The following is a 25,420-nucleotide window of genomic DNA, read 5'->3' on the forward strand; positions in this document are numbered from 1 at the left end:
CGCTAGGCGCTCAGGATGCGCAGGGCCAGGTGCCCCGCGTTCTTCGCGTTGTCCAGGCCAACGCAGGCGACCGGGACGCCGGGCGGCATCTGCGCGACCGACAGCAGCGCGTCGAGCCCGCCGGCGGCGGACAGGCGCGAGGACAGCGGCACGCCGATGACCGGCAGGTCGGTGTGCGCAGCGGCGACGCCGGGCAGCGCGGCGGACAGGCCGGCGCCAGCGATGATCACCTTCAAGCCGCGCAGGCGCGCGTTCTTGCAGTAGTCGGCGACGGTCTCGGGGTCGCGATGGGCCGACATCACGCGGGTCTCGGAGCGGATGCCGCGGTCTTCGAGGACCTTGGCCGCACCCGACATGGTGTCCATGTCGGACTGCGACCCCATGATGATCCCGACGAGCGGCGCGTCGGTGTCGGCCGCAGCTTCTTCGAGCTGCGTCATCGTCTCCGGCGAGGCGGGGGCCGGGGCGGCGGTGGTGGGCTGGGGCTGATCGGTCATGAGGTCACGCGCTCCACGGCTCGCTGGGCGATGTCGCGACGCAGCTGCCGTCCGTCGAACTGGATGAGGTCCGCGGCAGCATAGGCACGTTCGCGCGCGTCCGCAGGGCCGGCCCCCAGCGCGGTGACGTTCAGGACGCGGCCGCCCGCGGTCACGACGGCGCCCGACTCGCTTAGCGCGGTGCCCGCGTGGGTCACCTCGACGTCGCTGGACAGCGCGTCCAGGCCGCTGATGACGTCCCCGTTCGACGACGACTCCGGGTAGCCCGCGGAGGCCAGGACGACCGTCACCGCCCAGTCGTCGGAGAAGGACATGGGGTCGGCGGCGGCCAGACCGCCCGGCCGCGTCGCGGCCACGAGCGTGTCCAGCAGGTCGGAGGTCAACCGCAACAACACGCCTTGGGTCTCGGGATCGCCGAAGCGCACGTTGAACTCGATCACCTGCGGGCCGTCGTCGGTCAGCATCAGCCCCGCGTAGAGCACCCCGTGAAACGGCGTGCCGCGCTCGCGCAGCAGGTCGACGACCGGCTGGTGGATCGCCGCCACGACCGCATCGACGTCGGGCGCGCCGACGACCGGCGAGTAGGCGCCCATGCCGCCGGTGTTCGGCCCCTCGTCGCCGTCGAAGATCCGCTTGTAGTCCTGCGCGGGGACCATCGGGACCGCGCGCTCGCCGTCGCAGATCGCAAACAGCGACAGCTCCTCGCCGTCCAGGAAGTCCTCGACCACCACGGGGCCGTCGCCGAAGCGGCGCGCTTCGAGCATCTCGGTCAGCGCCTCGCGCGCCGTGGCCTCGTCCGGCGCGACCACGACGCCCTTGCCCGCGGCCAACCCGTCGAACTTGATCACCGCCGGGTAACGGCCGTCGATCGCCTCCATGCCCGCCTCGACGGTCTCGACCTCGGCCCAGTCGGCGGTCGGGACGCCAGCGGAGGACATGATCTCCTTGGCAAACGCCTTGGAGCCCTCCAGCTGCGCCGCGGCGGCGGTCGGCCCGAAGTGCGCGATGCCGGCCTGCTCCAGGCGATCGGCCAGCCCCGCGACCAGCGGCGCCTCCGGGCCGATCACGACCAGGCCGACACCCTCGGCGACCGCCAACTCAACGAGCGCGTCGAGGTCGCCGACGCCGATCTCCGGGAAGCACCGCGCGACCGCCGCGATGCCGGGGTTTCCGGGCGCGGCGAGCAGCTCCGGCGACTGCGGCGAGCGCGCGAGCGCGTTGGCGAGCGCGTGCTCGCGCCCGCCGCCGCCGACGATGAGGACCTTCATCTAGAGCCGAGGGCCCTACAGCGACGCGATGAAGTCGTCGATCGGGATCGCGCTGAGCGTCTCGAAGCGGCCCGTGCCACGCGACCCGAGCTCCAGCGACACGCGCGCCATCGTCGTCTCGTCCGGCGCCTCGACGATCGAGACGAAGTCGAATCGTCCGAGCACCGACCACTGCGCCTTGACGGTCGCCCCGAGCTGCTCGACCTCGGTGTTGACCTCGCGGATGCGCTGCGGGTTGTTCTTGACCGTCTGGACGCCTTCAGGCGTAAGCGTGGAGAGCATGATGAACGTCGGCATAGCGCTCCTTCTACCCGATCCGCGTGTTCGGCGGGGCACGACCCCTAATCTCTTTGGTCCACTTCTCATGCGCCGAACCGTCGCCATCCTGCCCCTCGCGTTGCTCCTCGCGCCCGCCGCCGCCCACGGTGCGCAGGTGCAGACCGACCGCACCTGTTACCTGCAAACCGCCAAGACCAACGTGACGGTCAGCGGCAACGGGTTCACGCCGGGCGCGCCCTACAGCGTCGCGCTGGACGGCACGCCGCTGACCGGCGGCACGAACGCGATCGACACCGGCGGCGCCTTCCAGGGCGCGTTCGCGCCGCCGTCGCTGGAGGACGACGAGCTCGAGCGCCAGTTCACGGTCAGCGCCGAGTCCGAGACGACGATGGTCAGCTCGAAGTTCACGATCACGCGCCTGAAGGCCGACTTCTCGCCGGCCACGGGCGACCCGCAGAAGCTGAAGGTCCGCTTCTCGGTCGCGGGCTTCGCGCTCAACATGCCCAACCCGGACGTCTACGTCCACTACGTGGATCCGAAGGGCAAGCAGAAGCTGACGGTCCGGCTCGGCAAGGCGACCGGCCAGTGCGGGCGGATCGTCAAGACCGCCAAGCGCCGCCTGTTCCCGTTCACCGAGCCGCGCCTCGGGAAGTGGCAGCTGCAGTTCGACACGAGCAAGGCCTTCCACAAGGGCGTCAAGGGCAGCCAGTTCCTGTTCTACTCGGTCGGCGTCTGCCTGCAGCCGCCCGGCGCGCCGAAGCCGAGCAAGTCGTCGCCCTGCCCGCAGACGGTGAAGAACTGAGCGCTGGCAGCGCCGCGGTCCTGCTGCACGGGGTGACCGTGCGGCGCTGGTCGGCGTCGCTGGGGCGCGAGCTGCGCCTGCTGGACGACGCGTCGTGGGAGGTCCGAGACGGCGAGCACTGGGTCGTGCTCGGGCCCAACGGCGCGGGCAAGACCACGTTGATGCACTTGGCCGGCGCGATGTCGCAGCCGTCGTCGGGGACCGTGGAGGTGCTCGGCGCGCGCCTGGGCACGGTGGACGTGCGCGCGCTGCGCGAGCGGATCGGCTTCGTCGACGCGCGGCTGGCGCGCTCGTTGCGCGGCCATCTGACCGGGCTGCAAACGGTGATGACGGGCGCTTTCAACACCATCATCTTGCAGGTCCGCCGGCTGACGGACGAGCACGAGCAGCGCGCCCGGGCGCTGATGGCGCTGGTCAGCGCCGGCGAGCTGGAGGATCGGCGCTTCGAGGACTGCTCGCAGGGCGAGCGCCAGCGCCTGCTGCTGGCCCGCGCGCTGATGGCCGACCCGTCGCTGTTGCTGCTGGACGAGCCTGCGGCCGGCCTGGACCTGCCCGGCCGCGAGGGCTTGCTCGGCGCGCTGGCGACGCTCGCCCGCGACCGCCCCGCGCTGCCGACCGTGACGGTCACCCACCACCTGGAGGAGATCGCGCCGTCCACGACGCACGCGCTGCTGCTGCGCGGCGGACGGGTGCTCGCAGCGGGGCCGATCGACGACGTCCTGACGACGGCGCGCGTGAGCGAGACGTTCGGCCTGGCGGTCGACGTGCGCGGCGCGCACGGCCGCTGGTCGGCGGCCGTGCGGCACTGAGCGCTACGCGGCGGCGGGCTCCGGCGGGGCCGCAGGAGCGTCGGCCGGCGCGGCGGCGTCGGCCTTGGCGAACGCCAGCTCGCCGTCGTCGGCGTCGACCTTGACCGTGTCGCCCTCACGGAAGCGGCCCTCGAGGATCCCGAGCGCCAGCGCGTCGACCAGGCGCTTCTGGATCACGCGCTTGAGCGGGCGCGCGCCGTAGGTCGGGTCGTAGCCCAGATCGCCGAGCAGCGTGCGGGCCTCGGCGGTCAGCTCGACGTCGATGCCGCGCTCGCGGACGCGGGCCAGGACGCGCTCGACCTGGAGGTCGACCACCGCGCCGAGGTGCTCGCGATCCAAGGCGTGGAACTCGACGATGTCGTCCAGCCGGTTGATGAACTCGGGCTTGAAGTGCGCCTCCGCGCCCACGCGACCGCCCGGAATGTTGGAGGTCATGATCAACACGGTGTTCTTGAAGTCGACCGTGCGGCCCTGGCCGTCGGTCAGGCGCCCGTCGTCCATCACCTGCAACAACACGTTGAACACGTCCGGGTGCGCCTTCTCGATCTCGTCGAGCAACACCACCGTGTAGGGACGGCGGCGAACCGCCTCGGTCAGCTGGCCGCCCTCCTCGTAGCCGACGTAGCCGGGAGGCGCGCCGACCAGGCGCGAGACCGCGTGCTTCTCCATGTACTCCGACATGTCGATCCGGACCATGGCGTCGCCGCTGTCGAACATGAACTCCGCCAGCGCGCGCGCCAGCTCGGTCTTGCCGACGCCGGTCGGGCCGAGGAACAGGAACGATCCGATCGGGCGATCCGGGTCCTGCAGGCCCGCGCGCGAGCGGCGCAGCGCGTTGGACACCGCGGCGACCGCGTCCTCCTGGCCGATCACCCGCTGGTGCAGGCGATCCTCCATGTGGATCAACTTCTCGACCTCGCCCTCCAACAGCCGGCTGACGGGGATCTTCGTCCAACGGGCGACGACCTCGGCGATGTCCTCAGCGTCGACGATCTCGCGCAAGAAGCCCGCGTCGCCGTCGGTGCGCTCCTCGCGCTCGGCGAGCAGGCGCTGCAACTCGGGGATCTCGCCGTGGCGCAGGCGCGCGGCGCCCTCGAGGTTGGCCTCGCGCTCGGCGCGCTCCAGCGCGCGCTGGGCCTGCTCCAGCTTCTCGCGGATCTCCTGGACGCCGGTGATCGCGTCCTTCTCGGCCTGCCACTCGGCGGTCATCGCGGCCGACTTCTCCTTCAGGTCGGCCAGCTCGCGATCCAGCGCGTCGAGGCGCGTCAGCGAGGCGTCGTCGGTCTCCTTGGCCAGCGACGTGCGCTCGATCTCCAGCTGCAAGATCCGGCGGTCGACCTCGTCGATCTCGACCGGCTTGGAGTCGATCTCGATGCGCAGGCCGGACGCGGCCTCGTCGATCAGGTCAATGGCCTTGTCGGGCAGGAAGCGATCGGCGATGTAGCGGTCGCTCAGCGTCGCGGCGGCGATCAGCGCGGCGTCCTGGATGCGGACGTTGTGGTGCAGCTCGTAGCGCTCCTTGAGGCCACGCAGGATCGCGATCGCGTCCTCGACCGACGGCTCGCCGACCAGCACCGGCTGGAAGCGCCGCTCCAAAGCGGCGTCCTTCTCGATGTGCTTGCGGTACTCGTCGAGCGTCGTCGCGCCGACCGCGCGCAGCTCGCCGCGGGCGAGCATGGGCTTGAGCAAGTTCGCGGCGTCGACCGCGCCCTCGGCGGCGCCCGCGCCGACGATCGTGTGCAGCTCGTCCATGAACAGCACGACGTTGCCGCCGGCGTCCTTGATCTCCTGCAGGACGGCCTTCAGGCGCTCCTCGAACTCGCCGCGATACTTCGAGCCGGCCAGCAGCGCGCCGATGTCGAGGCTGATGACGCGGCGGTCGCGCAGCGACTCGGGGACGTCGCCGTCGACGATGCGCTGGGCGAGGCCTTCGACGATCGCGGTCTTGCCGACGCCGGGCTCGCCGATCAACACGGGGTTGTTCTTCGTGCGGCGGCTGAGGACCTGGATGACGCGGCGGATCTCCTCGTCGCGGCCGATGACCGGGTCGAGCTCGCTCTTCTCCGCCCGCGCGGTGAGGTCGACGCCGAACTTCTCCAAGGCCTTGAACTGGTCCTCGGCGTTCTGGCTGTTGACCTTGTGGCCGCCGGTGACGTCGGGCAGCGCCAGCAGCAGGCGCTCCTTGCTGACGCCGTTGGCGCGCAGGATCTCGCCGGCCTTGCCACCGAAGCCGGCGAGCGCGAGCAGCAGGTGGTGGATCGCGATGTACTCGGCGCCCTCCTCCTCGCGCATCTCGACCTCGGCCGCGCGGATCACGCCGAGCAGCTCGGGCGCGGAGGCCGGCTCGTCGGCGGTGGCCAGCGTGGGCAGGGAGTCGAGGTAGGAGTCGGCGTCGGCGCGCAGGGCGGCGGCCGGGACGTCGAGCTTGCGCAGAACGCCGGAGACCACCGAGTCGTCCTGCGCCAACAGCGCCGCGAGCAGGTGCTCGGGCGTCGCCTGCGCGTGCTTGCGCGCGGCGGCGAGGTCGATGGCGGCCTTGATGGCCTCCTGGGACTTGATCGTGAAGCGGTCGGCGTTCAAGGTGCTCGGAACTCCTGGGGAGAGATACAGATTTGAGTCGGGTCGACTGAGATTTTAGCAACCCCTGCGCATGCGTCAACGGCGCTTGGGCCGGGTAGCGCGAAAGACATGGAGCACACCGAAACCGACACCGGCGGCGAGAACACCGACAAGCCCGAAGAGACGGGCGATCAGCCGCTCGGACCGGCGACGCCCGACTCGCGACGCCCGCTGGGCGACACGCCCGAAGCCCACGACGACATCATCCCCGAGGACCTGCCCAAGGACCACCCAGGACGTCAGGAGGCCGAGCGCCAGGCCGCCGAGGGCGACGGGACGGTCAAGGGCAACACGTAGAAGCGAGATCAGCCCCCGCGGGCCTTGGCGAGCGAGACCTGCTCGATCAGCTCCTCGTCGTGCAGATGGGCCGCTGCGCCACCGACGCGCGGCGCCAGCGCGCTCGCGATCCGGCGGGCGAGATCCTGGCGGACGCCCTGCGGAAGGTCGGCGCGGCGGTCGAGGAAGCTGCGGACGGCGGCGAGGTCGGCGGGGGTGATGGCAGAAACGTCCAGCGCGGCAGGTGTGCGAACGGCGCTGCGTTGCCCCGGCACGTCGACGGGCATCGAGAAGCCGCCAAAAGTGGGCGCGGCGGTCGGCTGCCGTGGCTGCGGAGGCGGGGTCGGGCCGCCGGAGAAGGCGTCCCACTGGCTGGGCTTGTCGCGCTCGCGCCGCGAGGCCTTGCGGACGCGCTCCTCGCGGACGACGATCGTGGACGCGGCGAGGTCGCCCAAGCGCTGGTTGCGCTTGGTGACCAGCACGGAGACCATCGCCGGGAAGTACAGGAGCGGCAGGCCGTCGACCAGCCGGACGATGTTGCGGATCGCGCTGGAGAGCAGGTCGACCGGGCGGCCGTCGTCGCGCAGCACACGCAGGCCGGTCCAGCGCTTGCCGGGCGTGCGACCGCTGGCGAGAACCTCGAAGCCGACGTCGTAGCCGAAGTAGAAGACGAAGCTGAGGATCGAGGCGATCGCGAGGCCGAGGTCGCCGCCGACGATCAGGCCGATGAGGAAACCACCGAGGATCAGCAGCGACTTGAGGACCAGGTCGATGCTCGCGGCGGTGAAGCGCGAGCCCAGGCCGGCGAGCACGAGGTCCACGCTGATGCCTTCGGGCGTGGCGATGCGCAGCCGGTCCTGGTAGTCCTCCATCTCGTGGCGCACGGTACCCGCCGAGACGAACGCTCATGACCCTCGACCGCTTCGAGCGCGAGCGGGGCGGCGGCTGGCGCGCGCTGGAGGAGGCGTTGGGGAAGGCGCACGGGCGGCCGGAGCGACTCGGCGCGCGCGGGGTGCTGGAGCTGGGCGGGCTGTACCGCGCGGCGGCGGCGGACCTCGCGCTGGCACGGCGCCTGTTCCCGGGCGACCCGCTCACGGTGCGCCTGGAAGCGCTGGTCGTTCGCGCGCGGCAGGTCGTCTACGCCGACGTCGGACGGCGGCGGCAGTCGATCGCCGCGTTCGCGACGCGCGGCTATTGGCGGCTGGTCGCGGACCGGCGACTGGCGCTGGCCGTCGCGGCCGCGCTGCTGTTCGGCGGCGCGCTGTTCGCGTTCGTGTGGGGCTGGGCGGACCCGGACGCCGCCGCAGGCTTGGTCCCCGGGGCGTTCATCGACGGCGCCGATCCGCCGCGCGGCGACCGCGGGCTGAGCGCCTCGGAGTCCGCGGCCTTCTCCAGCCAGCTGTTCACCAACAACATCCAGGTGACGTTCTTCGCGTTCGCGGCCGGGCTGCTGTTCGCCGTGGGCGGGGCGGTGTTGTTGCTGTACAACGGCTTGATCCTCGGCGCGGTGCTCGGCGTCGCGGCGGCCAACGGCAACTTGGGGCAGTTGCTGCGGTTGATCACCGCGCACGGGGTGCTGGAGCTGTCGTGCATCGTGGTCGCGGGCGCGGCGGGCCTGCGGATGGGCTGGGCGCTGGTGGCGCCGGGCTCCTTGACCCGCCGCGCGGCGCTGGCGCGCGAGGCGCGGCCCGCGATGGCCGTCGTCCTCGGGACCGCGCCGTTCCTGGTCGTCGCGGGCTTCACCGAAGGCTACGTGTCGCCCGCCGGCTGGGGCGGGGCGTGGCCGTTCGTGTTCGGCCTGACGCTCGGCGCGGTGTACTGGGGGTTGGTCCTCGTCAGAGGCGGCGGCGGGACTTCGCGCGCAGGTAAGCCTGCACGCACGCGGCGTTGAGGCGGCCGGGCGGCGCCTCGACGACGGTGGCTCCGGCGCCGCGTAGGGCGGCGGCCGCCCGCTCGCGAGCGGCGAGCAGGTCGCGGGCCGCGGCGTTCATGTAGGGGTCGGCGTTGTTGTCGTCGTCGCTGGCGAGCGCCTCGATGTCCGGGTCGCGCGCGGAGGCGATGACGACCGCGTGACGACGGGCGAGGAACGGGACGGCATCGACCAACGCGCGAGCGGCCGCGTCGTCGAGCAGGTCGGTGAGGACGACGACCAGCGCACGTTTGCCGCGGCCGACCGTGCGGAAGGCGAGCTCGTAGTCGCTGTCGCGCTCGGAGGGCTCGAGGTCGAAGGTCTGGCGGACCACGTCGCGGCCGGACGCGCGGCCGGGGCGGACGCGGCGGCGGATCGCGTCGTCGAAGGCGATCGCGCCGGCGCGGTCGCCCAGCTCGTCGGCGACGAGCGCCAGTGCGGCAGCGGCGTCGAGCGCCTCGTCCAGACGGGTGCGATCGCCGAGCGGCGCGGCCATCAGCCGGCCGACGTCCAAGATGATGATGATCTCCTGGTCCTGCTCGACGCGATGCTGGTTGGACATCGGCCGCCCCGCCCGCGCGGTCGCGCGCCAGTTGACCTGGCGGACGTCGTCGTCGGGCAGATAGTCGCGGACGCGCTCGAACTCCGTGCCGAGACCGATCGGGCCGCGCGTGCGGACGCCGGGATCGCGGACGCGGCCCTCGCGGACGGCGAGCACGAGGCGGCGGGCCGACGGCAGGTCGGGGTAGACGGTCAGCTCGGCGTCGCCCGCGGCGCGGTGCTGCCAGGCGCCGAGGCCGAGCGGCCCGCGAGCGCGCAGCGCGACGGCCGGCAGCGCGTGACGGCCACGGCGCCGGGGCGTGAGCGTGGCGTCGAGCGCGCCGTCACCTTCCTGCACGTCGAGCTGGAGATCGGGGACGAGCGGCTGGCGGACGCGGGTCGACGGGCCGGTCTCCTCGACCGCGATCCGCAGCGGCACGCCGACGCCGCGCGAGAGGACCGGCGGCACGCTGCGGGTCACGCGTGGCGCCGCGCGGGCCAGGAGCGCGTCGCCGAGGGTCGCCCCGGCGAGGACGACGAGCGCCGCGAACGCGACGCCGGCCGGGACGAGGAGCGCGAGCGCGGCGATCGCGACCAACGCGACCACGGTGCGCGGCGTGATCGTCACTGGGCGACCGCCCCTGAGCGGCGGCGGCGGACACGACAGAGGCGGTGGGCGGTCACCGCGGCACGGGCACGGCGGCGAGCGCGGCGGTGATGGCGTCGGTGGCGCCGAAGCGGTCGAGCTCAGCCTCGGGCGTGAGCAGGAGGCGGTGGGCGAGGACGGGGGACGCCATGCGGGTGACGTCGTCGGGCGTGATGTAGTCGCGGCCGCTCAGCGCCGCGGCGGCGCGGGCGGCGGCGAGCAGGTGGACGGCGGCGCGCGGGCTCGCGCCCAGCGTGACGCCGGGCAGCTCGCGGGTCGCGCGGACGACGGCGACGACGAAGGCCTCAACCGCGTCGGTGGCGCGTACGGCGTCGACGCTCGTCCGTGCGGCGCGGAGGTCGGCGGCGGTCGCGACGGCCGCGACGTCGTCCAGCGCCGCGGGCTCCAGGCCGCGGCGGGCGAGGCGCAGCAGCGCGCGCTCGTCGTCGACGGACGGGTAGTCGATGACGATGCGGAACAGGAAGCGGTCGAGCTGGGCCTCGGGCAGCGGGTAGGTGCCCTCGTACTCGATCGGGTTCTGGGTCGCGACCACGATGAAGGGGTCGGGCAGCGCGTGCGACTCGCCGTCGACGGTGACCTGCCGCTCCTCCATGGCCTCCAACAACGCGGCCTGGGTCTTCGGCGGCGTGCGGTTGATCTCGTCGGCGAGGACGACCGAGGCGAAGACCGGGCCTGGGCGGAACGTGAGGTCGCTGCCGCGCAACGCGACTGTGCCGGTCACGTCGGAGGGCAGCATGTCGGGGGTGAACTGGATGCGGCGGAAGCTCGTGTCCAGCGCGGCCGCGAAGGCGCGGGCGAGCAGCGTCTTGGCCGTGCCGGGCGGGCCTTCGAGCAGGACGTGGCCACCGAGCGCGGCGGCGGAGAGCAGCAGCGCGAGCGCGTCGTCCTGGCCGACGATCGCGCGGCGGACCTCGGTCGCGACCCGGTCGTGCAAGTCCTTCATGTCGGTTCGTGCTCCGTGGTCGGGGTCGGGGGCGGTTTCAAGATGGTGTCCTTGTCCTTGGTCCGCGCGAGCGCCGCGGCAAGGGCTTCGACGTGGACGCGCCGCGGCGGCGGCAGGTCGCGCCCGGGCGGCTCGGGCGGCCCCAGGCGACAACCGCGCAGGATCAGGAACGCGAGCGCCGCGACGCCGAGCAGGATCAGGCACGTGCGGACCGAGCGCGGCAGCGCGGCCAGCCCGGTGCGCTCGCGGTAGCCGTGGACGGACTCGACGAACGCGACGCGCCGCTGCGGCGGCCCGGCGAGCATCAGCGCCTCGGCGGCGTGGTCACCGACGCCCAGCGTCGCGTTGCGCAAGGCAACCGCGCCGGGGAGCACGACCAGCGTGCCGCGCCCGAGCCGGCGCTCGCCCGAAGCGGCGGCGCCGCCCAACGCGCGTGCAGCCGAGCCGCCGAGGATCGCGCGACCTCCGGCGCGGACGTGCTCGCGCAGCGCGCGGCGCTCGTCCTGCGGCAACGGTCGGCCGTCGACGACGACCACCGTCTCCCCCACCCGCGGGCGTCGCTCGTCCAGCGGCGCGCGTACCCGCCGCACGTCGTGTCCCGCGCGCTGGAGCAGGTCCGCGTACGCCGCCAGCCCGCCCGCTGAGGTCGCGTACGACGAGCCCGCCGGCCCCTTCGGCCGCTCCGGCGCCCGCCCGAGCACCGTCGCGACGACGAGCAGGACGACGCCCGCCGCGATCGCCAGCACCGTGCCGCGCGTCATCGCCGCGCCTCGCGCACGACTTCCGGCCACGTCTCGCGGGCGGTGCTCGTGTCGGTGTCGGTGGCGTGGTGGCCGCCGTAGGCGACGGCGTCGTGGGTGGCCGCGAGGTCGTCGTAGTGCGATGATTCGATCGCGCGGCCGACGTCGCCGGAGGTCAGCGACGGGCGCAGGTCGATGGCGTGGATGGCGTCCAAGCGCAGCAGGCCGGCGGTGAAGCGCAGGCGGATGGCGGCGTCGAGGTCGCCGTCACGCTCGGCGGCCAGGGCACGACGCTCCAGCTCGGTGGGCGAGGCGGTGGCGGTGGCGGCGTCCAGGCCCAGCGGCGTGCGCCCGCCGGCGGCCGCAGCGGCGCGACGGCGACGGCGCCCGCCGAGCCAGGTCGCGACGGCAGCGGCGGCCGCGAGGGCGATGGCGGCCAGGATCAGCCAGCCGAAGGTGCTGTCGCCGGGCGCGCCGCCGACGAGGTCGTCGAGGCGGTCACCCAGCCAGGAGAAGAGGCCGTGGAGCGGGCCCTCGTGGGACTTGCCCGCGTGGAAGCGGTCCTCGGCGAGGATGTCGCGGGCCTGCGCGCGCGCCGCGCCGGTCAGCTGCTCGCGAGCGGCGCCGTCGCCGGTCGCCGCACGAGCGGCGAGGTCGCGCAGGGCCGCGTCGGTCACTCGTCCTGAGACGGCGGCCGCTGGGGCTCGGGCGGAACGGGCGGTGCCCAGCCCGGCGACGCGGGCGGCGGCGGCGCGTCATCCGGCGGCGAGCCGGCGGGCGGCGCCCACAGGGACGGCGGCGGCTCGGCCGCGCCCGGCGGCGACCACCCCGCGGGCGGCGCGACCGGCGGGAAGCCGCCCGTCGGCGGTGGCGGAGACGACGGCGGCGACACGATCGGGTTGCCGAACGCGTCGCGACCCTGCGTGGGCGCGCCGAACGCCGAGGGCTCGTCGGTGGCGGCCGTCCCGCCCATGCGCTCGGCCAGCAGCGCGAGGTCGAAGCCCTCCTTGCGCACCCGCAGGTCGAAGTAGGTCAGCGTGACGACCGCGGCGATGAACGGCGTCGTCAGCACCGAGGACGCCAGGTTGGCGGCGGCCTCGAGGATCTGGGCGCCGACCGAGGTGTCGTCGACGAGCAGCTCGGCGGGGATCAGGAAGACGAACGACGCGACCAGCGCGAAGATCGAGGTCAAGATGTAGGCGACGATCAGGCGGCCCGCGGTCGCCCACCAGAACTTCTCCACCAACTTGAACGAGCGCCCGAGCGCCTTCGCTCCCCCGAGGCCCTCGACGAGCATCACGGGATAGGCGACCGCCCAAGCGACCGTCAGCCAGATGCCCGGGATGATCAGCGCGATGTAGGCGAAGAAGAGGCCGACGCCCAGGATGATCGTCAGCCACAGCGTCGCGCCGAGGCGGCTGCCCGCGAAGCGCAGCGTGTCCCCGGGGCTGGTCGGCCGGCCCAGGTACTGGTCGGCGATCGCCCGGTAGCAGGCGACCGTGCCGAGCAGGTACCCCAAGATCTGCAACGCGATGATCGCCACCTGCCCAGCGGCGTAGGCATCCTCGTCGCTGTACTTGGTCCCGCTGCTCGTCCCGCCCGTCCAGGTGCTGCTGCCGACCTGGTAGACGTCGGTCGTCGCGCTGGTGATGATCACCGTCAGGATCTGGATCGGCAGCGCGATGACGAGCATCACGATCGCCAGCGTCCGCCAGCGCGCGGCGACGATCTTGATGCTCGCGTCGAGCGTCTCCCCCAGGTTCAGCGGTCGCACCGCCTGCAACCTACCCGTGTGCGCGGCTAATCGCGCTCGACGGGGATCCGCCGCGGGCCGGCAGGCGGATCGGGCGCGGCCGGCGGCTCAGGCGCGGCCTGCGGGCGCGGCACGATGTCGCGCGTGTGCTTGAGCGGCACCAGCTCGCCGCCGCGTAGCTCGCGCCGGACGGCCTCGAGCTGCTCGGCGAACTCGGCCTGCAGCTCCACCGTGCGCCGCTCCAGCGCCTCGACGCGCCGGCGCGAGCGCTCAAGCTCCTGCTCCAAGCGCAGGACGTGCTCGACCCCGGCCAGGTTGAGCCCGAGGTCGTTGGTCATCGCCTGGATGCGCCGCAGCCGCTCGACGTCCTCGTGTGAGTACAGCCGCGTGCCCTTCGGCGAGCGCTTGGGCTCGATCAGCCCGCGCTGCTCGTACATGCGCAGCGTCTGCGGGTGCATCTCGGCCAGCTCGGCGGCGACCGAGATCATGAACACGCCACGGTCCGAGCTGACCGTGACGGTCGTGCGGGTGCGTCGCATGCTCATGAGAACAACCTCGCTCTCGGATCGTCGCCCATCACCTCAGACAGCTTCTCCACCGCCTCGGACTGCTCGGCGCTGAGCGTCGCTGGGACGTCGATGACGAACTTGTAGTGCAGGTCGCCCTTGCCCTTCCCGCCGAGCTTCGGCGGGCCCTCGCCGCGCAGGCGCTGGATCGTCCCGTGCTTGGTGCCGGGAGAGACGCGCAGCTTCTTGCGGCCGTTGAGCGTCGGCACCTCGACGTCGGCGCCGCGGATCGCCTCCGGGATCGTGAGCGGAACCTCGACCTCGAGGTTGTCGCCCTTGCGCTCGAAGATCGGCGACGGCGCGACGTGGGTGATCACGTACAGGTCGCCGGGTCCGCCGCCGTTGCGGCCCGCCTCGCCCTTGCCGGCCAGCCGGACGCGGGAGCCCTCGCGGACGCCCGCCGGGATGTTGACCTTGTAGTTCTTGACCGTCTTCTGCTGGCCCGCACCCGAGCACGTCGGGCACGGGTCCTCGATGATCGCGCCCGACCCGTGGCAGCGCGAGCACGGCTGCGAGATCGAGAACAGGCCCTGGCCCTGGGACTCGATGCCGCGGCCCTGGCACTTCGGGCACACGCGCGGCGACGTCCCGGGCTTGGCGCCCGTGCCGCGACATGTAGGACATGGCTGGGTCGTCGCGACGCTCAGCGGAACCTGCGCGCCGCTGATCGCCTGCTCGAAGGAGATCGCGACCGACGACTCGAGGTCCTTGCCGCGCTCCGGCCGCGGCCCGGTCGGCTGCGTGCGCTGCTGACGACCGGCGCCGCCCGCACCGCCGGCGCTGCCGCCCTCGCCGCGGAAGATGGTGTTGAAGATGTCCTGGAAGCCGCCGAAGTCGCCGGCGGAGAACCCGCCGCCGCCGGCCGCGCCGCCACCGCCAGCACCTCCGCCGCCCATGCCGAAGATCCCGCCGCGGTCGTACTGCTTGCGCTTCTCGGGATCCCCGATCAGGTCATAGGCGGCCTGGATCTCCTTGAACTTCTCCTCCGCGGAGGCGTCACCCGGGTTGCGGTCCGGGTGGTACTGGCGCACCAGCTTGCGGTGCGCCTTCTTGATCTCCTCCTGGGAGGCCTTGCGATCGACCCCGAGGCTCTTATAGGGGTCGCCCGCGGTCATGCGGCTACCACAACCTTGGCGGCGCGGAGGATCTCCTCCTTGTAGCGGTACCCGGGCTGGTAGACCTGCGTGATCGTGCCGGTCTCCACGCCCTCGGCGGGCATCTGCGCGACGGCCTCGTGCTGGTGGGGATCGAACGTCTCGCCCTCGGGCGCGTACTGCTCGATGCCGACGCGCGTCAGCGCGCCCAGCAGCTCCTGCTGGACCAACCTGATGCCCTTGGTGAGATGGTGCTCGGCGTCGGCCTCCTCGGCCTCCGCGGCGGCCAGCGCCCGGTCGAGGTTGTCCAGCGACGGCAGCAGCTCGCGGGCCAGCCGCGCGACGCCGCGCGCCGAAGCGACCTCGACATCGCGCCGCGCGCGCTTGCGCACGTTGTCGGTCTCGGCCGCGGCTCGCAAGTACAGGTCCTTGAAGTCGGGCTCCTCAGGTGCCTCGACCGCGCCGTCCTGCGCGCGGTCGGCGACGTCGTCTTCGCCCGGTGCCTCGGCCTCGGCGGCGTGGGCCTGGGCGGCGGTCTCGTCGACCGCCGCCGCCTCGTGCTCGTGCTCGCTCACGGAGGCCTACTTGCCCTCGTCCACGACCTCGGCGTCCACGACGTCCTCATCGGACGACGCGGAGCCCTCGGCGGAGGCGCCATTGCCGTTGCCCGCGTCCGAGGCCTCGGCCGACGCGGCCGCCTGCTGCTGCTGGGCCTTCTCGTACATGGCCTCGGAGACCTTGTGGAAGGCGTTCTGCAGCGCCTCGGCCTTGGCGTTGATCTCGTTGGGGTCCTCGGACGTCAGCGACTCGCGGACCGCGGTGATCGCGGCCTCGATCTCGGTCTTGGACTCGGGGTCGACCTGGTCGCCGAGGTCCTTCAGCTGGCGCTCGGCCTGGTAGGCCGCGTTCTCGGCGTTGTTGCGGGCCTCAGCCAGCTCGCGCGCCTTCTTGTCCTCCTCGGCGTGCGTCTCGGCGTCGCCGACCATCGACTTGATCTCGTCGTCAGACAGGCCCGAGCCCGCCTTGATCTCGATCTTCTGCTCCTTGCCGGTGCCCAGGTCCTTCGCGGACACGGCGAGGATGCCGTTGGCGTCGATGTCGAAGGTGACCTCGACCTGCGGGATGCCGCGCGGTGCCGGCGGGATGCCCGTCAGCTGGAACTTGCCCAGCGACTTGTTGTAGGTCGCCATCTCGCGCTCGCCCTGCAAGACGTGGATCTCGACCGACGGCTGGTTGTCCTCGGCCGTCGAGAAGACCTCGCCCTTGCGGGTCGGGATCGTGGTGTTGCGCTCGATCAGCTTGGTCATGACGCCGCCCTTGGTCTCGATGCCCAGCGTCAGCGGGGTCACGTCGAGCAACAGCACGTCCTTGACGTCGCCGCCCAGGACGCCGGCCTGGATCGCCGCGCCGACGGCCACGACCTCGTCCGGGTTGACGCCGCGGTGCGGCTCCTGGCCCGTGAGCTCCTTGACCTTCTCCTGCACGGCCGGGTTGCGCGTCATGCCGCCGACGAGGACGACGTGGTCGATCTTGTCGGCGCCCTTGGCCTTCGCGTCGTCCAGCGACTGGCGGACCGGCGCGACGACGCGGTCGAGCAGCTCGGAGGTCAGCTCGTTGAACTTCGCGCGGGTGATGCGGACGTCGAGGTGCTTGGGGCCGGACTGGTCGGCCGTGATGAACGGCAGGTTGATCTGCGACTCCTGCGCGGTCGACAGCTCGATCTTGGCCTTCTCGGCGGCCTCGTAGAGGCGCTGGAGGGCCATCGGGTCCTGCGTCAGGTCGATCGCCTGGTCGCGCTTGAACTCGCCGGCGAGCCAGTCGACGATCGCCTTGTCCCAGTTGTCGCCGCCGAGGTGGTTGTCGCCGGCGGTGGACTTGACCTCGAAGACGCCGTCGCCGATCTCCAGCACCGACACGTCGAACGTGCCGCCGCCGAGGTCGAAGACGAGGATCGTCTGGTCGGTGTCCTTGTCCAGGCCGTAGGCCAGCGAGGCCGCGGTCGGCTCGTTGATGATGCGCTTGACGTCGAGGCCGGCGATCTTGCCGGCGTCCTTGGTCGCCTGGCGCTGGTCGTCGTTGAAGTACGCGGGGACGGTGATGACCGCACCGTCGACGGTCTCGCCGAGATAGGCCTCAGCGTCGGCCTTCAGCTTGGCGAGGATCATCGCGCTGATCTCCGGCGGGCTGTACTGCTTGCCGCCGGCGTCAATGCGCGCGTCGCCGTTGGGGCCGGAGACGACCTTGTAGGGGACGATCGACTCCTCCTCGCGCACCTCGGCCTCCTTGCGGCCCATGAAGCGCTTGACGGAGAAGACGGTGTTCTGCGGGTTGGTGACCGCCTGGCGCTTGGCGACGGTGCCTACGAGGCGCTCGCCGCTCTGCGCGAAGGCGACAACAGACGGGGTGGTGCGGCCGCCCTCGGCGTTCTCGATGACGGTCGGCTCGCCGCCCTCGAGGACGGCCATGCACGAGTTCGTCGTGCCGAGGTCGATGCCGATGGTCTTGCCCATGTCGGGGTGGTGCTCCTTCGTCGGGTCTCGCGGAAAGATCTGAGTGAGAGTGTAGTAGATCTTTTCCGCGACGCGATGTCACGCGGACGAAAGGCCGCCGCGGGCTACGAAGCCGGTCTCGTAGGCCAGCACGACGGCCTGGACGCGGTCGCGCAGACCGAGCTTCATCAGCACGCGGGCGACGTGGGTCTTGACGGTGGTCTCCGAGACGATCAGCTCGGCGGCGATCTCCGCGTTGGAGCGCCCGCGCGCGAGCAGGCGGAAGACCTCGACCTCGCGGGAGGTCAGCTCGTCGAACGCGGGCGGCAGGGCCGGGGCGGACGCGGCTTCGGCCGGCCCGCGGGCGAACTCGTCCAGCAGGCGGCGGGTGACCGTGGGCGCCAGGAGCGCCTCGCCGCGCGCGACGACGCGGACGCCCTCGGCCAACTGCTCGGCGGGCGTGTCCTTGAGCAGGAACCCGGAGGCGCCCGCGCGCAGCGCCTCGTAGACGTACTCGTTGAGATCGAAGGTCGTGAGCATCAGGACCCTCGTGCGCGAGCCGCTGGCCAGGATCCGGCGGGTGGCCTCGATGCCGTCGAGCTCGGGCATGCGGATGTCCATAAGCACGACGTCGGGGTGCTCGCGGCCGACGACGTCGACCGCCTCCAGGCCGTCGCCGGCCTCGGCGATCACCTGCAGGTCGGCCTCCGCGCTGAGGATCAGCTTGAAGCCGGTGCGGACGAGCTGCTGGTCGTCGGCGATGACGACGCGGATCGGGTCGGCGGCGCTCACGCGGCGACCTCGACCGCGACGGCCAGCGGCAGCGACGCGGCGACGCGGAAGCCGCCGCGCTGAGCTGGTCCGGTCTCCAAGTCACCGTGGTAGAGCGCCACGCGCTCGCGCATCCCGATCAACCCGTGTCCTCCTGAGGGCAGGCGGGCGTCCTGGCCCGCGCCGTCGTCGCAGATCTCCAACATGAAGGCGTCGCTCGTCCAGCGCGCGGTGAGCGTCGCGCGTGCGCCCGGTCCCGCGTGCTTGAGCGCGTTGGTGAGCGCCTCCTGCGCGATCCGGAACGCGGCGACCTCGGCGCCCGCAGGCAGCGGGCGCTCGGCGTCCGGCGCGCCGTGCAGCGCGTAGGTCGTCGGGAGGCCGGCCGCAGAGGCGCGGCGCGCGAGCGCCGCGAGGTCGCCGATCGTAGGCGCCGGCTCCAGCGGCGCGGCGTTGTCCGTGCCACTGGCCTCGGTGACGAAGCCGAGCATCCGGCGCAACTCGACCAGCGCGGAGCGGCCGGTCGCCTCGACGGTGTCGAGCGCCTCGATCGCCAGCCCCGTGTCGCGGTCGACGACGCGCCGCGCGCCGCCCGCCTGGACGACCATCACCGACAGCGTGTGGGCGATCACGTCGTGCAGCTCGCGCGCGATCCGGCGGCGCTCCTCGATCGCGGCCTCGGCGGCCAGCAGCTCCTGCTCGGCGGCCAGGCGCTCGGTGCGCTCGGCCAGCTGCGCGGCGACGAGCGCGCGGGTGCGCAGCGCGCGGCCGGTGAGCAGCGCGGCGCCGAAGGCCAGCAGCGGGAAGACCCAGTCGTCGGCGACGTGCTCGTCGGAGGCGAGGTTGATCGCGGCGACCGCGAGCGCCAGCGTCAGCGCCGCGAGGCGGACGTCGGCGGCGTAGCGACCGACCGCGTAGGAGGTCAGCAGCGCGGGGACGAGCGTCGTCGAGAGCTGGTTGATGTCGGTCAGCCAAAGCGCGGAGGCCGGGTAGCCGATCGCCAGCGCCACGACCGGGACGAGCGGATGGCGGCGCCGCCAGGCCAACGCGACGGCGACCGAGATCAAGACCACCAAGTTGGCCGCGACCGGACCGTCGATCGCGTCTGAGGTGAGGATCTCGACGCTGACCAGCGCCGCGGCGAACGTCGCCAGCGCGAGGTCGAAGCGCCGCTGGGAGACCCGGATCACGCCAGCGCCCCGGCCGGGATCGCGTCGATCGGCAGGCGCGCGGTCAGCGTCCAAGCGCCATCGCGGGCCGGGCCGGCGTGGACCTCGCCGCCGAACAGCGCGGCGCGCTCGCGGACGCCGAAGCGGGCCACGGGCGCCGGGCCGTCGTCGTCGGCGCCGCGTGCCGTGTCCGCGACCTCCAGCTCCAGATCGCGCCCGGCGTAGCGGACGGTCACGCGCGCGGGCCCGCCGGCCTGCGCCAGCGTCTCCTCCACGATCCGGTAGGCGGTGAGGTCCAGGCCGGGCGGCAGCGCGACCGCGTCGCCCTCGATGCGCAGCGCGACGTCGCGCCCGTCCTCGCGCAGCCGCGCGATCAGCCGATCGACGCGGGCCAACGACGGCTGCGGAGCCAGCGCGAGCGCCTCGTCGCCGCGTCGCAGCACGCCGAGCAGGCGGCGCAGCTCGTCCAGCGCGGCGCGGCCAGAGGTCTCGACCGCGGCGATCGCCTCCTGGCCGGCGGGCGTGTCGCCGGCGACCGCGATCAGCCGTCGCGCGGCGGCCGCCTGGACGACCATGGCGCTCACGCCGTGGGCGACGACGTCGTGCAGCTCGCCCGCGATCCGCTCGCGCTCCTCGGCCACCGCCAGCCGCGCGCGCTCGTCGCGCTGGGCCTCCAGCTGCGCGGCGCGCTCGTCCAGCAGCGCGGTCAGGCGCTCGTGGCTGCGGAACGCGCGTGCGGCGGCCACCGGCAGGCCGATCAGCATGACCGCCGCCCACAGCGCAGCGGCGGGACCGGCGCCGCCGTCGTCGTCAGGGAACGTGGCGGTGACCCCGGCCACGCCCACGAACGCGATCGCGCAGAAGATCGCGACGTCGCGACGGGTGGGCGCGGCGCGGGCCGCGCAGAACGTCAGGAACGCAATCTGGCCGACCGGCATGAACCCCTTCAACAACGGGCCGCCCGCGACCTCGGAGGCGATCAGCACCAGGTAGCCGGCGATCAGCGCGCCGAGCGGCTGGCGGTGGCGGACCAGCAGCGTCGCGACGAGCGCGAGCAGGAAGGGCCAGGTCTGGACGGGCGTCGGCGCCGGGTGCGTGAACGACAGGCCGCGCTCGTCCTCCAGCGCGATGTCGGCCGCGCTGAAGACCAGCCACGCGAGCGCGACCAGCGCGTCGCGCCGGCGCGGCGGCCACGCGGAGCGGTCGGCGAAGCGCCGCGGGTATTCGCGGAGCGCGGCGGTGACGGAGGCCATCTGATTTGCGACGGTAACGGCGATCCGGGCGGTGCGCATCCCCCGTACGGACGACCGCGGCGTCCTCCTTGAGGATGACGCTGGTGCGGCTGGCCGCACCGTCAGGATCGTCACGCGGGCCGACGACACGGGAGCGCCGCGCCAGCAGGCTTCTCGACCATGAGCACGTGGACCGAGCAGCTCACCGCACAGGCCGCCCCAGCGGCCGTCCTGGACGTGTTGACCGACCCCGGCGCCTGCGAGCGCTGGGCGCCGGTGCCGTTCGAGACGGACGATCGCGGCATGCGCCTGCGCACCGGTTCGCGGACCCGCGTCGAGGGCCGGCTGGCCGGTCGTCGCGTGGGGTTCGACGTCGAGGTGATCAGCGCAGACGAGGAGGGCCTGGCCCTCCGTGCGTCCGGGCCGATCGACCTCGACGTCGTCTACCGGCTGCGGCCTCTGTCCTGCGGCAGGGCCTCGGAGGTCTCCGCCTCCGTCGCCGTCCGCGGCGACGGGCTGACCGGCCGCGTGCTCGCTCAGGCCACCGGCGCGCTGCTCGGCGCCGGCGCCCTGCGCACCGCTGTGGCGCGCATCGCGCGTGAAGCCGAGGACCTCGCCTTCGCGGCGGCGGCCTGATCTCAACACCTACAGGAAGAACCGCACTCCCCATGAGCCCCACCCTCGCCCTCTCCCCCGTCCACCCGCTGGTCGACGCCGTCGACCTCGACGCGCCCGTCCAGGCGCACGGCCTCGTCCGGCGCTACGGCGACGGCGACGCCGCCGTCGAGGCGCTGCGCGGCGTCGACCTCGCCGTCCCGCACGGCCAGTTCTGCGCGGTCATGGGCCCGTCCGGGTCCGGCAAGTCCACGCTGTTGCACCACCTCGCCGGGCTCGACACGCCCACGGCGGGCACGGTCCTGCTCGACGGGCACGACCTGTCGTCGATGAAGGACGATGCCTTGACCAAGCTGCGGCGCGACCGCGTCGGGTTCGTCTTCCAGGCCTTCAACCTGCTCTCGACGCTCAGCGCGCAGGAGAACATCACGCTGCCGCTCGCGCTGGCGGGCAAGAAGGCGGATCCGGCCAAGGTGGAGGACGTGCTGGCGCGCGTCGGCCTCCTGGAGCGCCGGCACCACCGCCCGTACGCGCTGAGCGGCGGCCAGCAGCAGCGCGTGGCGGTCGCCCGCGCGATCCTCGCCGAGCCCGCGGTGCTGTTCGCCGACGAGCCCACCGGCAACCTCGACTCCGCGGCGGGCGCCGCGGTGCTGGCGCTGCTGCGCGACGCGGTCGACGCGCTGGGCCAGACGATCGTGATGGTCACCCACGACGCGAGCGCGGCAGCGGTCGCCGACCGCGTGGTGATCCTGGCCGACGGCGCGATCGTCGCCGATCTGGACGCCCCCGACGAGCCGGCGGTCGTCGCCGCGCTGCGGGAGGCCTCGCGATGAGACGGGTCGTCCTGCGCGGGATCGCCACGCGGCGGTTGCGCACCATCTTGTCGGCGTTCGCCGTGATCCTCGGCGTCGCGCTCGTCACCGGGGCGATGACCCTCGGCGGCGCTCTGGACGACGGCGCGAACAAGCTCGCCGCGTCCGCCTACGACGGCACCGACGCCGTCGTCTCCGCCCCCTCGGCGTTCCGCGGCCAGGACCTGACGCGGCGCGCGACGATCCCGGCCGCGACGCTGGACCGTGTGGCGCGCGTGCCAGGCGTGGCGGTGGCCGCCGCCGACGTGCTGGACGAGGCCAAGGTCATCGGGACCGACGGCAAGCCGGTCGGCCAAGGGCCGTACTTCGGAACGGGCTTTGACCCGCGCGAGCGCGCCGCGGCGCAGACCAACCCCATGAAGTTGGTCGACGGCCGCTGGGCCGTCGGACCGGACCAGGTCGTGATCGACCGCGGCCTGGCCTCCGATCAAGGACTTCATGTTGGTTCGCGCGTGCGCGTGGCCGCCGACGGACCGGTGCGGTCCTACGTGGTCTCGGGCGTGGCGCGCTTCGGCACGGTGGACTCGCTGGGCATGGCGACGGTCGTCGTCTTCGACCTGCCGGTCGCGCAGAAGCTGTTCGGCAAGGCCGGCCGGTTGGACGACGTGCTGGTCGCCGCGGCGCCGGGCGTCAGCGGTGCCGAACTGCGGGCGCGCCTGGCGCGTGCGCTGGGGCCGGAGTCCGGCCTGGCCGTGCGCACGGCGCGTGCCCAGGATCGCTTTACGATCGTCAGCGGCCTCCAGGGCTTCGTGGGCTTCTTGAAGACCGCGCTGGTCGTGTTCGGGCTGATCGCGGTGTTGGTTGGCGCGATGACGATCGCCAACGCGCTGTCGCTGACGGTCGCCCAGCGCGCCCGTGAGCTGGCGCTGCTGCGCGCGGTCGGCGCCTCGCGTCGCCAGGTGCTGCGGTCGGTCGTGTTGGAGGCCTTGGTCATCGGGCTGCTCGGGTCCGCACTCGGGATCGCCTTGGGCGTCGGACTGGCCCACGGACTGCACGCGCTGGTCAAGTCCTTCGGGTTGGACCTGCCGTCGTCCTCGCTGGCGTTGACCGCCGGGACCGTGATCGCCGCGACGCTCACGGGCGTGGGTGCGACGTTGTTGTCGTCCTTGATCCCGGCGTTCAAGGCCACGCACGTGCCGCCGGTGGCGGCGCTGCGCGAGGGCGCGGCGGCGGCGACCGCCAGCGCTCGCGGCCGTCGGCGCGCGACGATCATCGGTGGCGGCTTCGGCGCCGTCGGCGTCGCGATCATCGTGTACGCCATGGTCGCCGGCAGCCTGGCGGTCGGCGATCGGTTGCTGCTGTTCGTGCCCGGCGGCCTGGCGCTGCTGGTCGGCGTGGCGATGCTGGCGCGCTATGCGGTGGTCCCGATCGCGTCGGTGCTCGGCGCGCCGAGCGCCCGGGTGGCCGGCGTGGCTGGTGGGCTGGCGCGGCGCAACGCGATGCGCGCGCCGCAGCGCACGGCCGCCACGGCGGCGGCGTTGATGGTGGGCGTCGCGCTGGTGACGTGCGTGGCGGTCCTGGCGGCCGGGCTGAAGTCCTCAGCGCGCGATGACGTGCGCGACCAGGTCCGGGCGTCCGTGGTGATCGCCGGTCAGGACAACTGGACGCCGGTGCCGCAGGCGGTCGTGCGGGCCGCGGCCTCCGCGCCGGGCGCGAAGATCGCCACCGGCGTGGTCGTCGACGAGGGCCGCGCGTACGGCAAGGCCGTGCACGTGACCGGCGTCGACCCGGCGGCGGCCGCGAAGCTGTGGCACGTCGACTGGCACCGCGGCTCGGACGCGACGCTGCGTGGGTTGAACGGCGACGGCGCGATCGTGCGCCGGGACTTCGCCGACAAGCACGGGCTGCGCGTGGGCTCGGCGTTCGTCGTGACGTCGGCCAACGGGCGGCAGCTGCGCGCCCGGGTGGCCGGGATCGCGACCGGCTCGCCGCTGGACGTGCTCGGCACCGGCGAGGTCATGGTGGCGCGCGCGGCGTTCGCGTCGACGTTCGCGGTCCGCAAGCCCAAGTTGGTGTTGGTGGACGGCGCGTCGGCGGACGCGGTGCGCCGAGCGGTGGCCGCGTTCCCCGACGCCAAGGTCTCGACGCGCGGCGCGTTCGCCGACGCCAAGGCCAAGGAGTTGGACGGCGTCGTCGGCATCGTCACCGTGTTGTTGGCCTTGGCGCTGATCATCAGCGTGCTCGGCATCGTCAACACGTTGGCCTTGGGCGTCGCCGAGCGCACCCGCGAGCTGGGCGTGCTGCGCGCGGTTGGCATGCGCCGGCGCCAGATGCGCCGGATGGTCCGTCACGAGGGCGCGCTGACCGCGCTCATCGGGGCGACGCTCGGCATCGGGGTCGGCCTCGCGCTGGCCGGTGCGATCAGCGCGGCGCTCGCCTCCCAAGGCGTCCGCTTCGTGATCCCGTTCGGCTCGATCGCGGCCTACGCGATCGTGGCGGCGGTGGCCGGCATCCTGGCGGCGGCGCTCCCGGCACGACGCGCCGCACGCCTCCCGATCCTCGGGGCCTTGGCCCACGAGTAGAGGTCAGGCGGCTTGGACGTCGGGCTCGAGCACCACGCGATCGCGCCCGGCGGCCTTGGCCGCGTAAAGGGCGCGATCGGCGCGGGAGGTGAGGTCGTCGAGCTGCTGGCCGGTCCAGGCAGCGACGCCGATGGAGATGGTGATGTCGAGGGAAGTGCCGTCGGCGTCGATCGGCGCGCCGGCCACGCCGGCGCGGAGCGACTCGGCGACGGCGGCGGCGCCGTCGGGGGTCGTCTCAGGGAGCGCGACGACGAACTCCTCGCCGCCCCAGCGGCCGACGACGTCCTCCCGCCTCACGCGCTCGCGCAGCCGTGCCGCGAGCTCGCGCAGGACGACGTCGCCGACCGCGTGGCCGTGCTGGTCGTTGACCGCCTTGAAGCGATCCGCGTCGATGAGGAGCAAGGCAAGTTGATGGCCATGGCGTCGGGCGCGGCTGATCAGGACGTCGATCTGCCGTGCCGTCCCGCGCCGGTTGGGCAGCTCGGTCAGCTCGTCGCGGTAGGCCAAGTCCTCGAGGTCGCTGTAGCGGCGCAGCGCGAGGTCCAGTAGCTGGCGCGAGCGGTAGGCGACCCGCACGCGCGCGATCAGCTCGGGCGCGGCACCGGGCGTCGTCCAGACGTCGACCGCGCCGCCGGCCAGCGCACCGCAGACCGCGTCGACGTCCGCGCCCGGGTGCAGGAGCACGACCGCGACGCCGAGCAGCTCGGGGTCGCCGGCCACGTCGCGGACGAGGCTGCGGCGGTGGTCGCCGTCGATCGCGTGGTCCAAGAGCACGACCTGCGGGCGTTCGGCGCGGACCCGCTCGGCGGCGTCGTGGCGGTCGCCGGACTCCAGCACCTCGGCCCCGGCGGGCTCCAGCAGCGCGCGGACGGCCGCACGCAGCGACCCGTCACGATGCGCGACGAGCACCCGCACGTTCTGCAGAGGCTGGACCGGAGCCATGGTTCAGGCGCCATTCCCCAGCGACGTGCCCTCGAATCGCGACTCGGCG

General features: G+C 73.2%; 25 protein-coding genes. 7 read left to right on the plus strand and 18 right to left on the minus strand.

The window, feature by feature from the left end:
- Positions 1 to 2: 2 nt before the first annotated feature.
- From purE to ACT01A_RS14015, 3 genes are read right to left on the minus strand one after another with little or no spacing between them, the layout of a single operon-like run.
- Entirely contained in the window at positions 3 to 497 is a 495-nt protein-coding gene (purE, locus tag ACT01A_RS14005) for a 5-(carboxyamino)imidazole ribonucleotide mutase (protein ID WP_445147701.1), read from the minus strand.
- The gene (purD, locus tag ACT01A_RS14010; RefSeq protein WP_445147702.1) at positions 494 to 1,765 is read right to left on the minus strand and encodes a phosphoribosylamine--glycine ligase; all 1,272 of its coding nucleotides are present in this window, start codon (positions 1,763 to 1,765) and stop codon (positions 494 to 496) included. Before purD ends, purE begins: the two co-directional genes overlap by 4 nt.
- A 15-nt stretch (positions 1,766 to 1,780) precedes the next feature.
- Positions 1,781 to 2,062: a GYD domain-containing protein gene (locus ACT01A_RS14015; RefSeq protein WP_445147703.1), complete on the minus strand. Its 282-nt coding sequence runs from the start codon at positions 2,060 to 2,062 to the stop codon at positions 1,781 to 1,783.
- Between the two features lie 67 nt (positions 2,063 to 2,129).
- On the opposite strand from ACT01A_RS14015, the gene ACT01A_RS14020 reads away from it, so the two are divergent.
- Positions 2,130 to 2,846: a hypothetical protein gene (locus tag ACT01A_RS14020; RefSeq protein ID WP_445147704.1), complete on the plus strand. Its 717-nt coding sequence runs from the start codon at positions 2,130 to 2,132 to the stop codon at positions 2,844 to 2,846.
- 32 nt (positions 2,847 to 2,878) lie between these two features.
- Positions 2,879 to 3,655, plus strand: a complete 777-nt coding sequence (locus ACT01A_RS14025; RefSeq protein ID WP_445147705.1) for an ABC transporter ATP-binding protein — start codon at positions 2,879 to 2,881, stop codon at positions 3,653 to 3,655.
- A 3-nt stretch (positions 3,656 to 3,658) separates the two neighbouring features.
- On the opposite strand, the gene clpB is transcribed toward ACT01A_RS14025, so the two are convergent.
- The gene (clpB, locus tag ACT01A_RS14030) at positions 3,659 to 6,235 is read right to left on the minus strand and encodes an ATP-dependent chaperone ClpB (RefSeq protein ID WP_445147706.1); all 2,577 of its coding nucleotides are present in this window, start codon (positions 6,233 to 6,235) and stop codon (positions 3,659 to 3,661) included.
- Positions 6,236 to 6,343: 108 nt separating this feature from the next.
- On the opposite strand from clpB, the gene ACT01A_RS14035 reads away from it, so the two are divergent.
- Complete coding sequence (locus tag ACT01A_RS14035; RefSeq protein ID WP_445147707.1) at positions 6,344 to 6,571, plus strand: hypothetical protein; 228 nt, start codon at positions 6,344 to 6,346, stop codon at positions 6,569 to 6,571.
- An 8-nt stretch (positions 6,572 to 6,579) separates the two neighbouring features.
- Here ACT01A_RS14035 and ACT01A_RS14040 read toward each other — a convergent pair whose 3' ends face one another.
- Positions 6,580 to 7,422 (minus strand): RDD family protein, encoded by an 843-nt coding sequence (locus tag ACT01A_RS14040; RefSeq protein WP_445147708.1) that lies wholly within the window; start codon positions 7,420 to 7,422, stop codon positions 6,580 to 6,582.
- Between the two features lie 35 nt (positions 7,423 to 7,457).
- Between ACT01A_RS14040 and ACT01A_RS14045 the strand changes: the two genes are divergently transcribed.
- A complete protein-coding gene (locus tag ACT01A_RS14045; RefSeq protein WP_445147709.1) occupies positions 7,458 to 8,441 on the plus strand; it encodes a stage II sporulation protein M in 984 nt (327 codons plus the stop codon).
- On the opposite strand, the gene ACT01A_RS14050 is transcribed toward ACT01A_RS14045, so the two are convergent.
- Genes ACT01A_RS14050 through ACT01A_RS14105 form a run of 12 tightly spaced genes read right to left on the minus strand, consistent with a single transcriptional unit; the run spans position 8,386 to position 20,441 of the window.
- Positions 8,386 to 9,627, minus strand: coding sequence for a DUF58 domain-containing protein (locus ACT01A_RS14050; protein ID WP_445147710.1), 1,242 nt, complete (start codon positions 9,625 to 9,627; stop codon positions 8,386 to 8,388). The genes ACT01A_RS14045 and ACT01A_RS14050 overlap by 56 nt on opposite strands.
- Positions 9,628 to 9,679: 52 nt before the next feature.
- Positions 9,680 to 10,609 (minus strand): AAA family ATPase, encoded by a 930-nt coding sequence (locus ACT01A_RS14055; RefSeq protein WP_445147711.1) that lies wholly within the window; start codon positions 10,607 to 10,609, stop codon positions 9,680 to 9,682.
- Positions 10,606 to 11,370 carry a DUF4350 domain-containing protein gene (locus tag ACT01A_RS14060; protein ID WP_445147712.1) on the minus strand — a complete coding sequence of 255 codons (765 nt, stop codon included), beginning with the start codon at positions 11,368 to 11,370 and terminating at the stop codon, positions 10,606 to 10,608. Before ACT01A_RS14060 ends, ACT01A_RS14055 begins: the two co-directional genes overlap by 4 nt.
- Positions 11,367 to 12,026: a DUF4129 domain-containing protein gene (locus ACT01A_RS14065; RefSeq protein ID WP_445147713.1), complete on the minus strand. Its 660-nt coding sequence runs from the start codon at positions 12,024 to 12,026 to the stop codon at positions 11,367 to 11,369. The genes ACT01A_RS14060 and ACT01A_RS14065 overlap by 4 nt, the downstream gene beginning before the upstream one ends.
- The gene (locus ACT01A_RS14070) at positions 12,023 to 13,123 is read right to left on the minus strand and encodes a hypothetical protein (RefSeq protein ID WP_445147714.1); all 1,101 of its coding nucleotides are present in this window, start codon (positions 13,121 to 13,123) and stop codon (positions 12,023 to 12,025) included. The genes ACT01A_RS14065 and ACT01A_RS14070 overlap by 4 nt, the downstream gene beginning before the upstream one ends.
- 26 nt (positions 13,124 to 13,149) lie before the next feature.
- On the minus strand, positions 13,150 to 13,647 hold the full coding sequence (locus ACT01A_RS14075) for a heat shock protein transcriptional repressor HspR (RefSeq protein ID WP_445147715.1): 498 nt from the start codon (positions 13,645 to 13,647) through the stop codon (positions 13,150 to 13,152).
- On the minus strand, positions 13,644 to 14,783 hold the full coding sequence (gene dnaJ, locus ACT01A_RS14080; RefSeq protein WP_445147716.1) for a molecular chaperone DnaJ: 1,140 nt from the start codon (positions 14,781 to 14,783) through the stop codon (positions 13,644 to 13,646). The genes ACT01A_RS14075 and dnaJ overlap by 4 nt, the downstream gene beginning before the upstream one ends.
- Positions 14,780 to 15,337, minus strand: a complete 558-nt coding sequence (locus ACT01A_RS14085) for a nucleotide exchange factor GrpE (RefSeq protein ID WP_445147717.1) — start codon at positions 15,335 to 15,337, stop codon at positions 14,780 to 14,782. Before ACT01A_RS14085 ends, dnaJ begins: the two co-directional genes overlap by 4 nt.
- A gap of 6 nt (positions 15,338 to 15,343) precedes the next feature.
- A complete protein-coding gene (dnaK, locus tag ACT01A_RS14090; RefSeq protein ID WP_445152828.1) occupies positions 15,344 to 17,311 on the minus strand; it encodes a molecular chaperone DnaK in 1,968 nt (655 codons plus the stop codon).
- 39 nt (positions 17,312 to 17,350) lie between these two features.
- Positions 17,351 to 18,043: a response regulator gene (locus ACT01A_RS14095; RefSeq protein ID WP_445147718.1), complete on the minus strand. Its 693-nt coding sequence runs from the start codon at positions 18,041 to 18,043 to the stop codon at positions 17,351 to 17,353.
- Positions 18,040 to 19,209: a sensor histidine kinase gene (locus tag ACT01A_RS14100; RefSeq protein WP_445147719.1), complete on the minus strand. Its 1,170-nt coding sequence runs from the start codon at positions 19,207 to 19,209 to the stop codon at positions 18,040 to 18,042. The genes ACT01A_RS14095 and ACT01A_RS14100 overlap by 4 nt, the downstream gene beginning before the upstream one ends.
- Positions 19,206 to 20,441, minus strand: a complete 1,236-nt coding sequence (locus tag ACT01A_RS14105; protein WP_445147720.1) for a sensor histidine kinase — start codon at positions 20,439 to 20,441, stop codon at positions 19,206 to 19,208. The genes ACT01A_RS14100 and ACT01A_RS14105 overlap by 4 nt, the downstream gene beginning before the upstream one ends.
- A gap of 159 nt (positions 20,442 to 20,600) precedes the next feature.
- Here ACT01A_RS14105 and ACT01A_RS14110 point away from each other — a divergent pair, with 159 nt between their 5' ends.
- The 3 genes from ACT01A_RS14110 to ACT01A_RS14120 are packed head-to-tail and all read left to right on the plus strand — an operon-like array spanning position 20,601 to position 24,429.
- Entirely contained in the window at positions 20,601 to 21,056 is a 456-nt protein-coding gene (locus tag ACT01A_RS14110) for a hypothetical protein (protein WP_445147721.1), read from the plus strand.
- A 32-nt stretch (positions 21,057 to 21,088) separates the two neighbouring features.
- Positions 21,089 to 21,868, plus strand: coding sequence for an ABC transporter ATP-binding protein (locus ACT01A_RS14115; protein ID WP_445147722.1), 780 nt, complete (start codon positions 21,089 to 21,091; stop codon positions 21,866 to 21,868).
- A complete protein-coding gene (locus ACT01A_RS14120) occupies positions 21,865 to 24,429 on the plus strand; it encodes an ABC transporter permease (protein WP_445147723.1) in 2,565 nt (854 codons plus the stop codon). The genes ACT01A_RS14115 and ACT01A_RS14120 overlap by 4 nt, the downstream gene beginning before the upstream one ends.
- 3 nt (positions 24,430 to 24,432) lie before the next feature.
- Here ACT01A_RS14120 and ACT01A_RS14125 read toward each other — a convergent pair whose 3' ends face one another.
- A complete protein-coding gene (locus tag ACT01A_RS14125; RefSeq protein WP_445147724.1) occupies positions 24,433 to 25,371 on the minus strand; it encodes a GGDEF domain-containing protein in 939 nt (312 codons plus the stop codon).
- Positions 25,372 to 25,420: the final 49 nt, after the last annotated feature.

It is taken from the genome of Baekduia sp. Peel2402 (genome assembly GCF_052567285.1).

Bases quoted from the DNA above. Each gene is read 5' to 3' on its own strand.
- purE (WP_445147701.1), bottom strand. From the start codon at position 497: ATGACCGATCAGCCCCAGCCCACCACCGCCGCCCCGGCCCCCGCCTCG.
- ACT01A_RS14105 (WP_445147720.1), bottom strand. From the start codon at position 20,441: ATGGCCTCCGTCACCGCCGCGCTCCGCGAATACCCGCGGCGCTTCGCC.
- dnaJ (WP_445147716.1), bottom strand. From the start codon at position 14,783: ATGACCGCGGGCGACCCCTATAAGAGCCTCGGGGTCGATCGCAAGGCC.
- ACT01A_RS14045 (WP_445147709.1), top strand. From the start codon at position 7,458: ATGACCCTCGACCGCTTCGAGCGCGAGCGGGGCGGCGGCTGGCGCGCG.
- ACT01A_RS14060 (WP_445147712.1), bottom strand. From the start codon at position 11,370: ATGACGCGCGGCACGGTGCTGGCGATCGCGGCGGGCGTCGTCCTGCTC.
- ACT01A_RS14125 (WP_445147724.1), bottom strand. From the start codon at position 25,371: ATGGCTCCGGTCCAGCCTCTGCAGAACGTGCGGGTGCTCGTCGCGCAT.
- ACT01A_RS14020 (WP_445147704.1), top strand. From the start codon at position 2,130: ATGCGCCGAACCGTCGCCATCCTGCCCCTCGCGTTGCTCCTCGCGCCC.
- ACT01A_RS14015 (WP_445147703.1), bottom strand. From the start codon at position 2,062: ATGCCGACGTTCATCATGCTCTCCACGCTTACGCCTGAAGGCGTCCAG.
- ACT01A_RS14120 (WP_445147723.1), top strand. From the start codon at position 21,865: ATGAGACGGGTCGTCCTGCGCGGGATCGCCACGCGGCGGTTGCGCACC.
- ACT01A_RS14055 (WP_445147711.1), bottom strand. From the start codon at position 10,609: ATGAAGGACTTGCACGACCGGGTCGCGACCGAGGTCCGCCGCGCGATC.
- ACT01A_RS14075 (WP_445147715.1), bottom strand. From the start codon at position 13,647: ATGAGCATGCGACGCACCCGCACGACCGTCACGGTCAGCTCGGACCGT.
- ACT01A_RS14110 (WP_445147721.1), top strand. From the start codon at position 20,601: ATGAGCACGTGGACCGAGCAGCTCACCGCACAGGCCGCCCCAGCGGCC.
- ACT01A_RS14115 (WP_445147722.1), top strand. From the start codon at position 21,089: ATGAGCCCCACCCTCGCCCTCTCCCCCGTCCACCCGCTGGTCGACGCC.
- ACT01A_RS14040 (WP_445147708.1), bottom strand. From the start codon at position 7,422: ATGGAGGACTACCAGGACCGGCTGCGCATCGCCACGCCCGAAGGCATC.
- ACT01A_RS14035 (WP_445147707.1), top strand. From the start codon at position 6,344: ATGGAGCACACCGAAACCGACACCGGCGGCGAGAACACCGACAAGCCC.
- purD (WP_445147702.1), bottom strand. From the start codon at position 1,765: ATGAAGGTCCTCATCGTCGGCGGCGGCGGGCGCGAGCACGCGCTCGCC.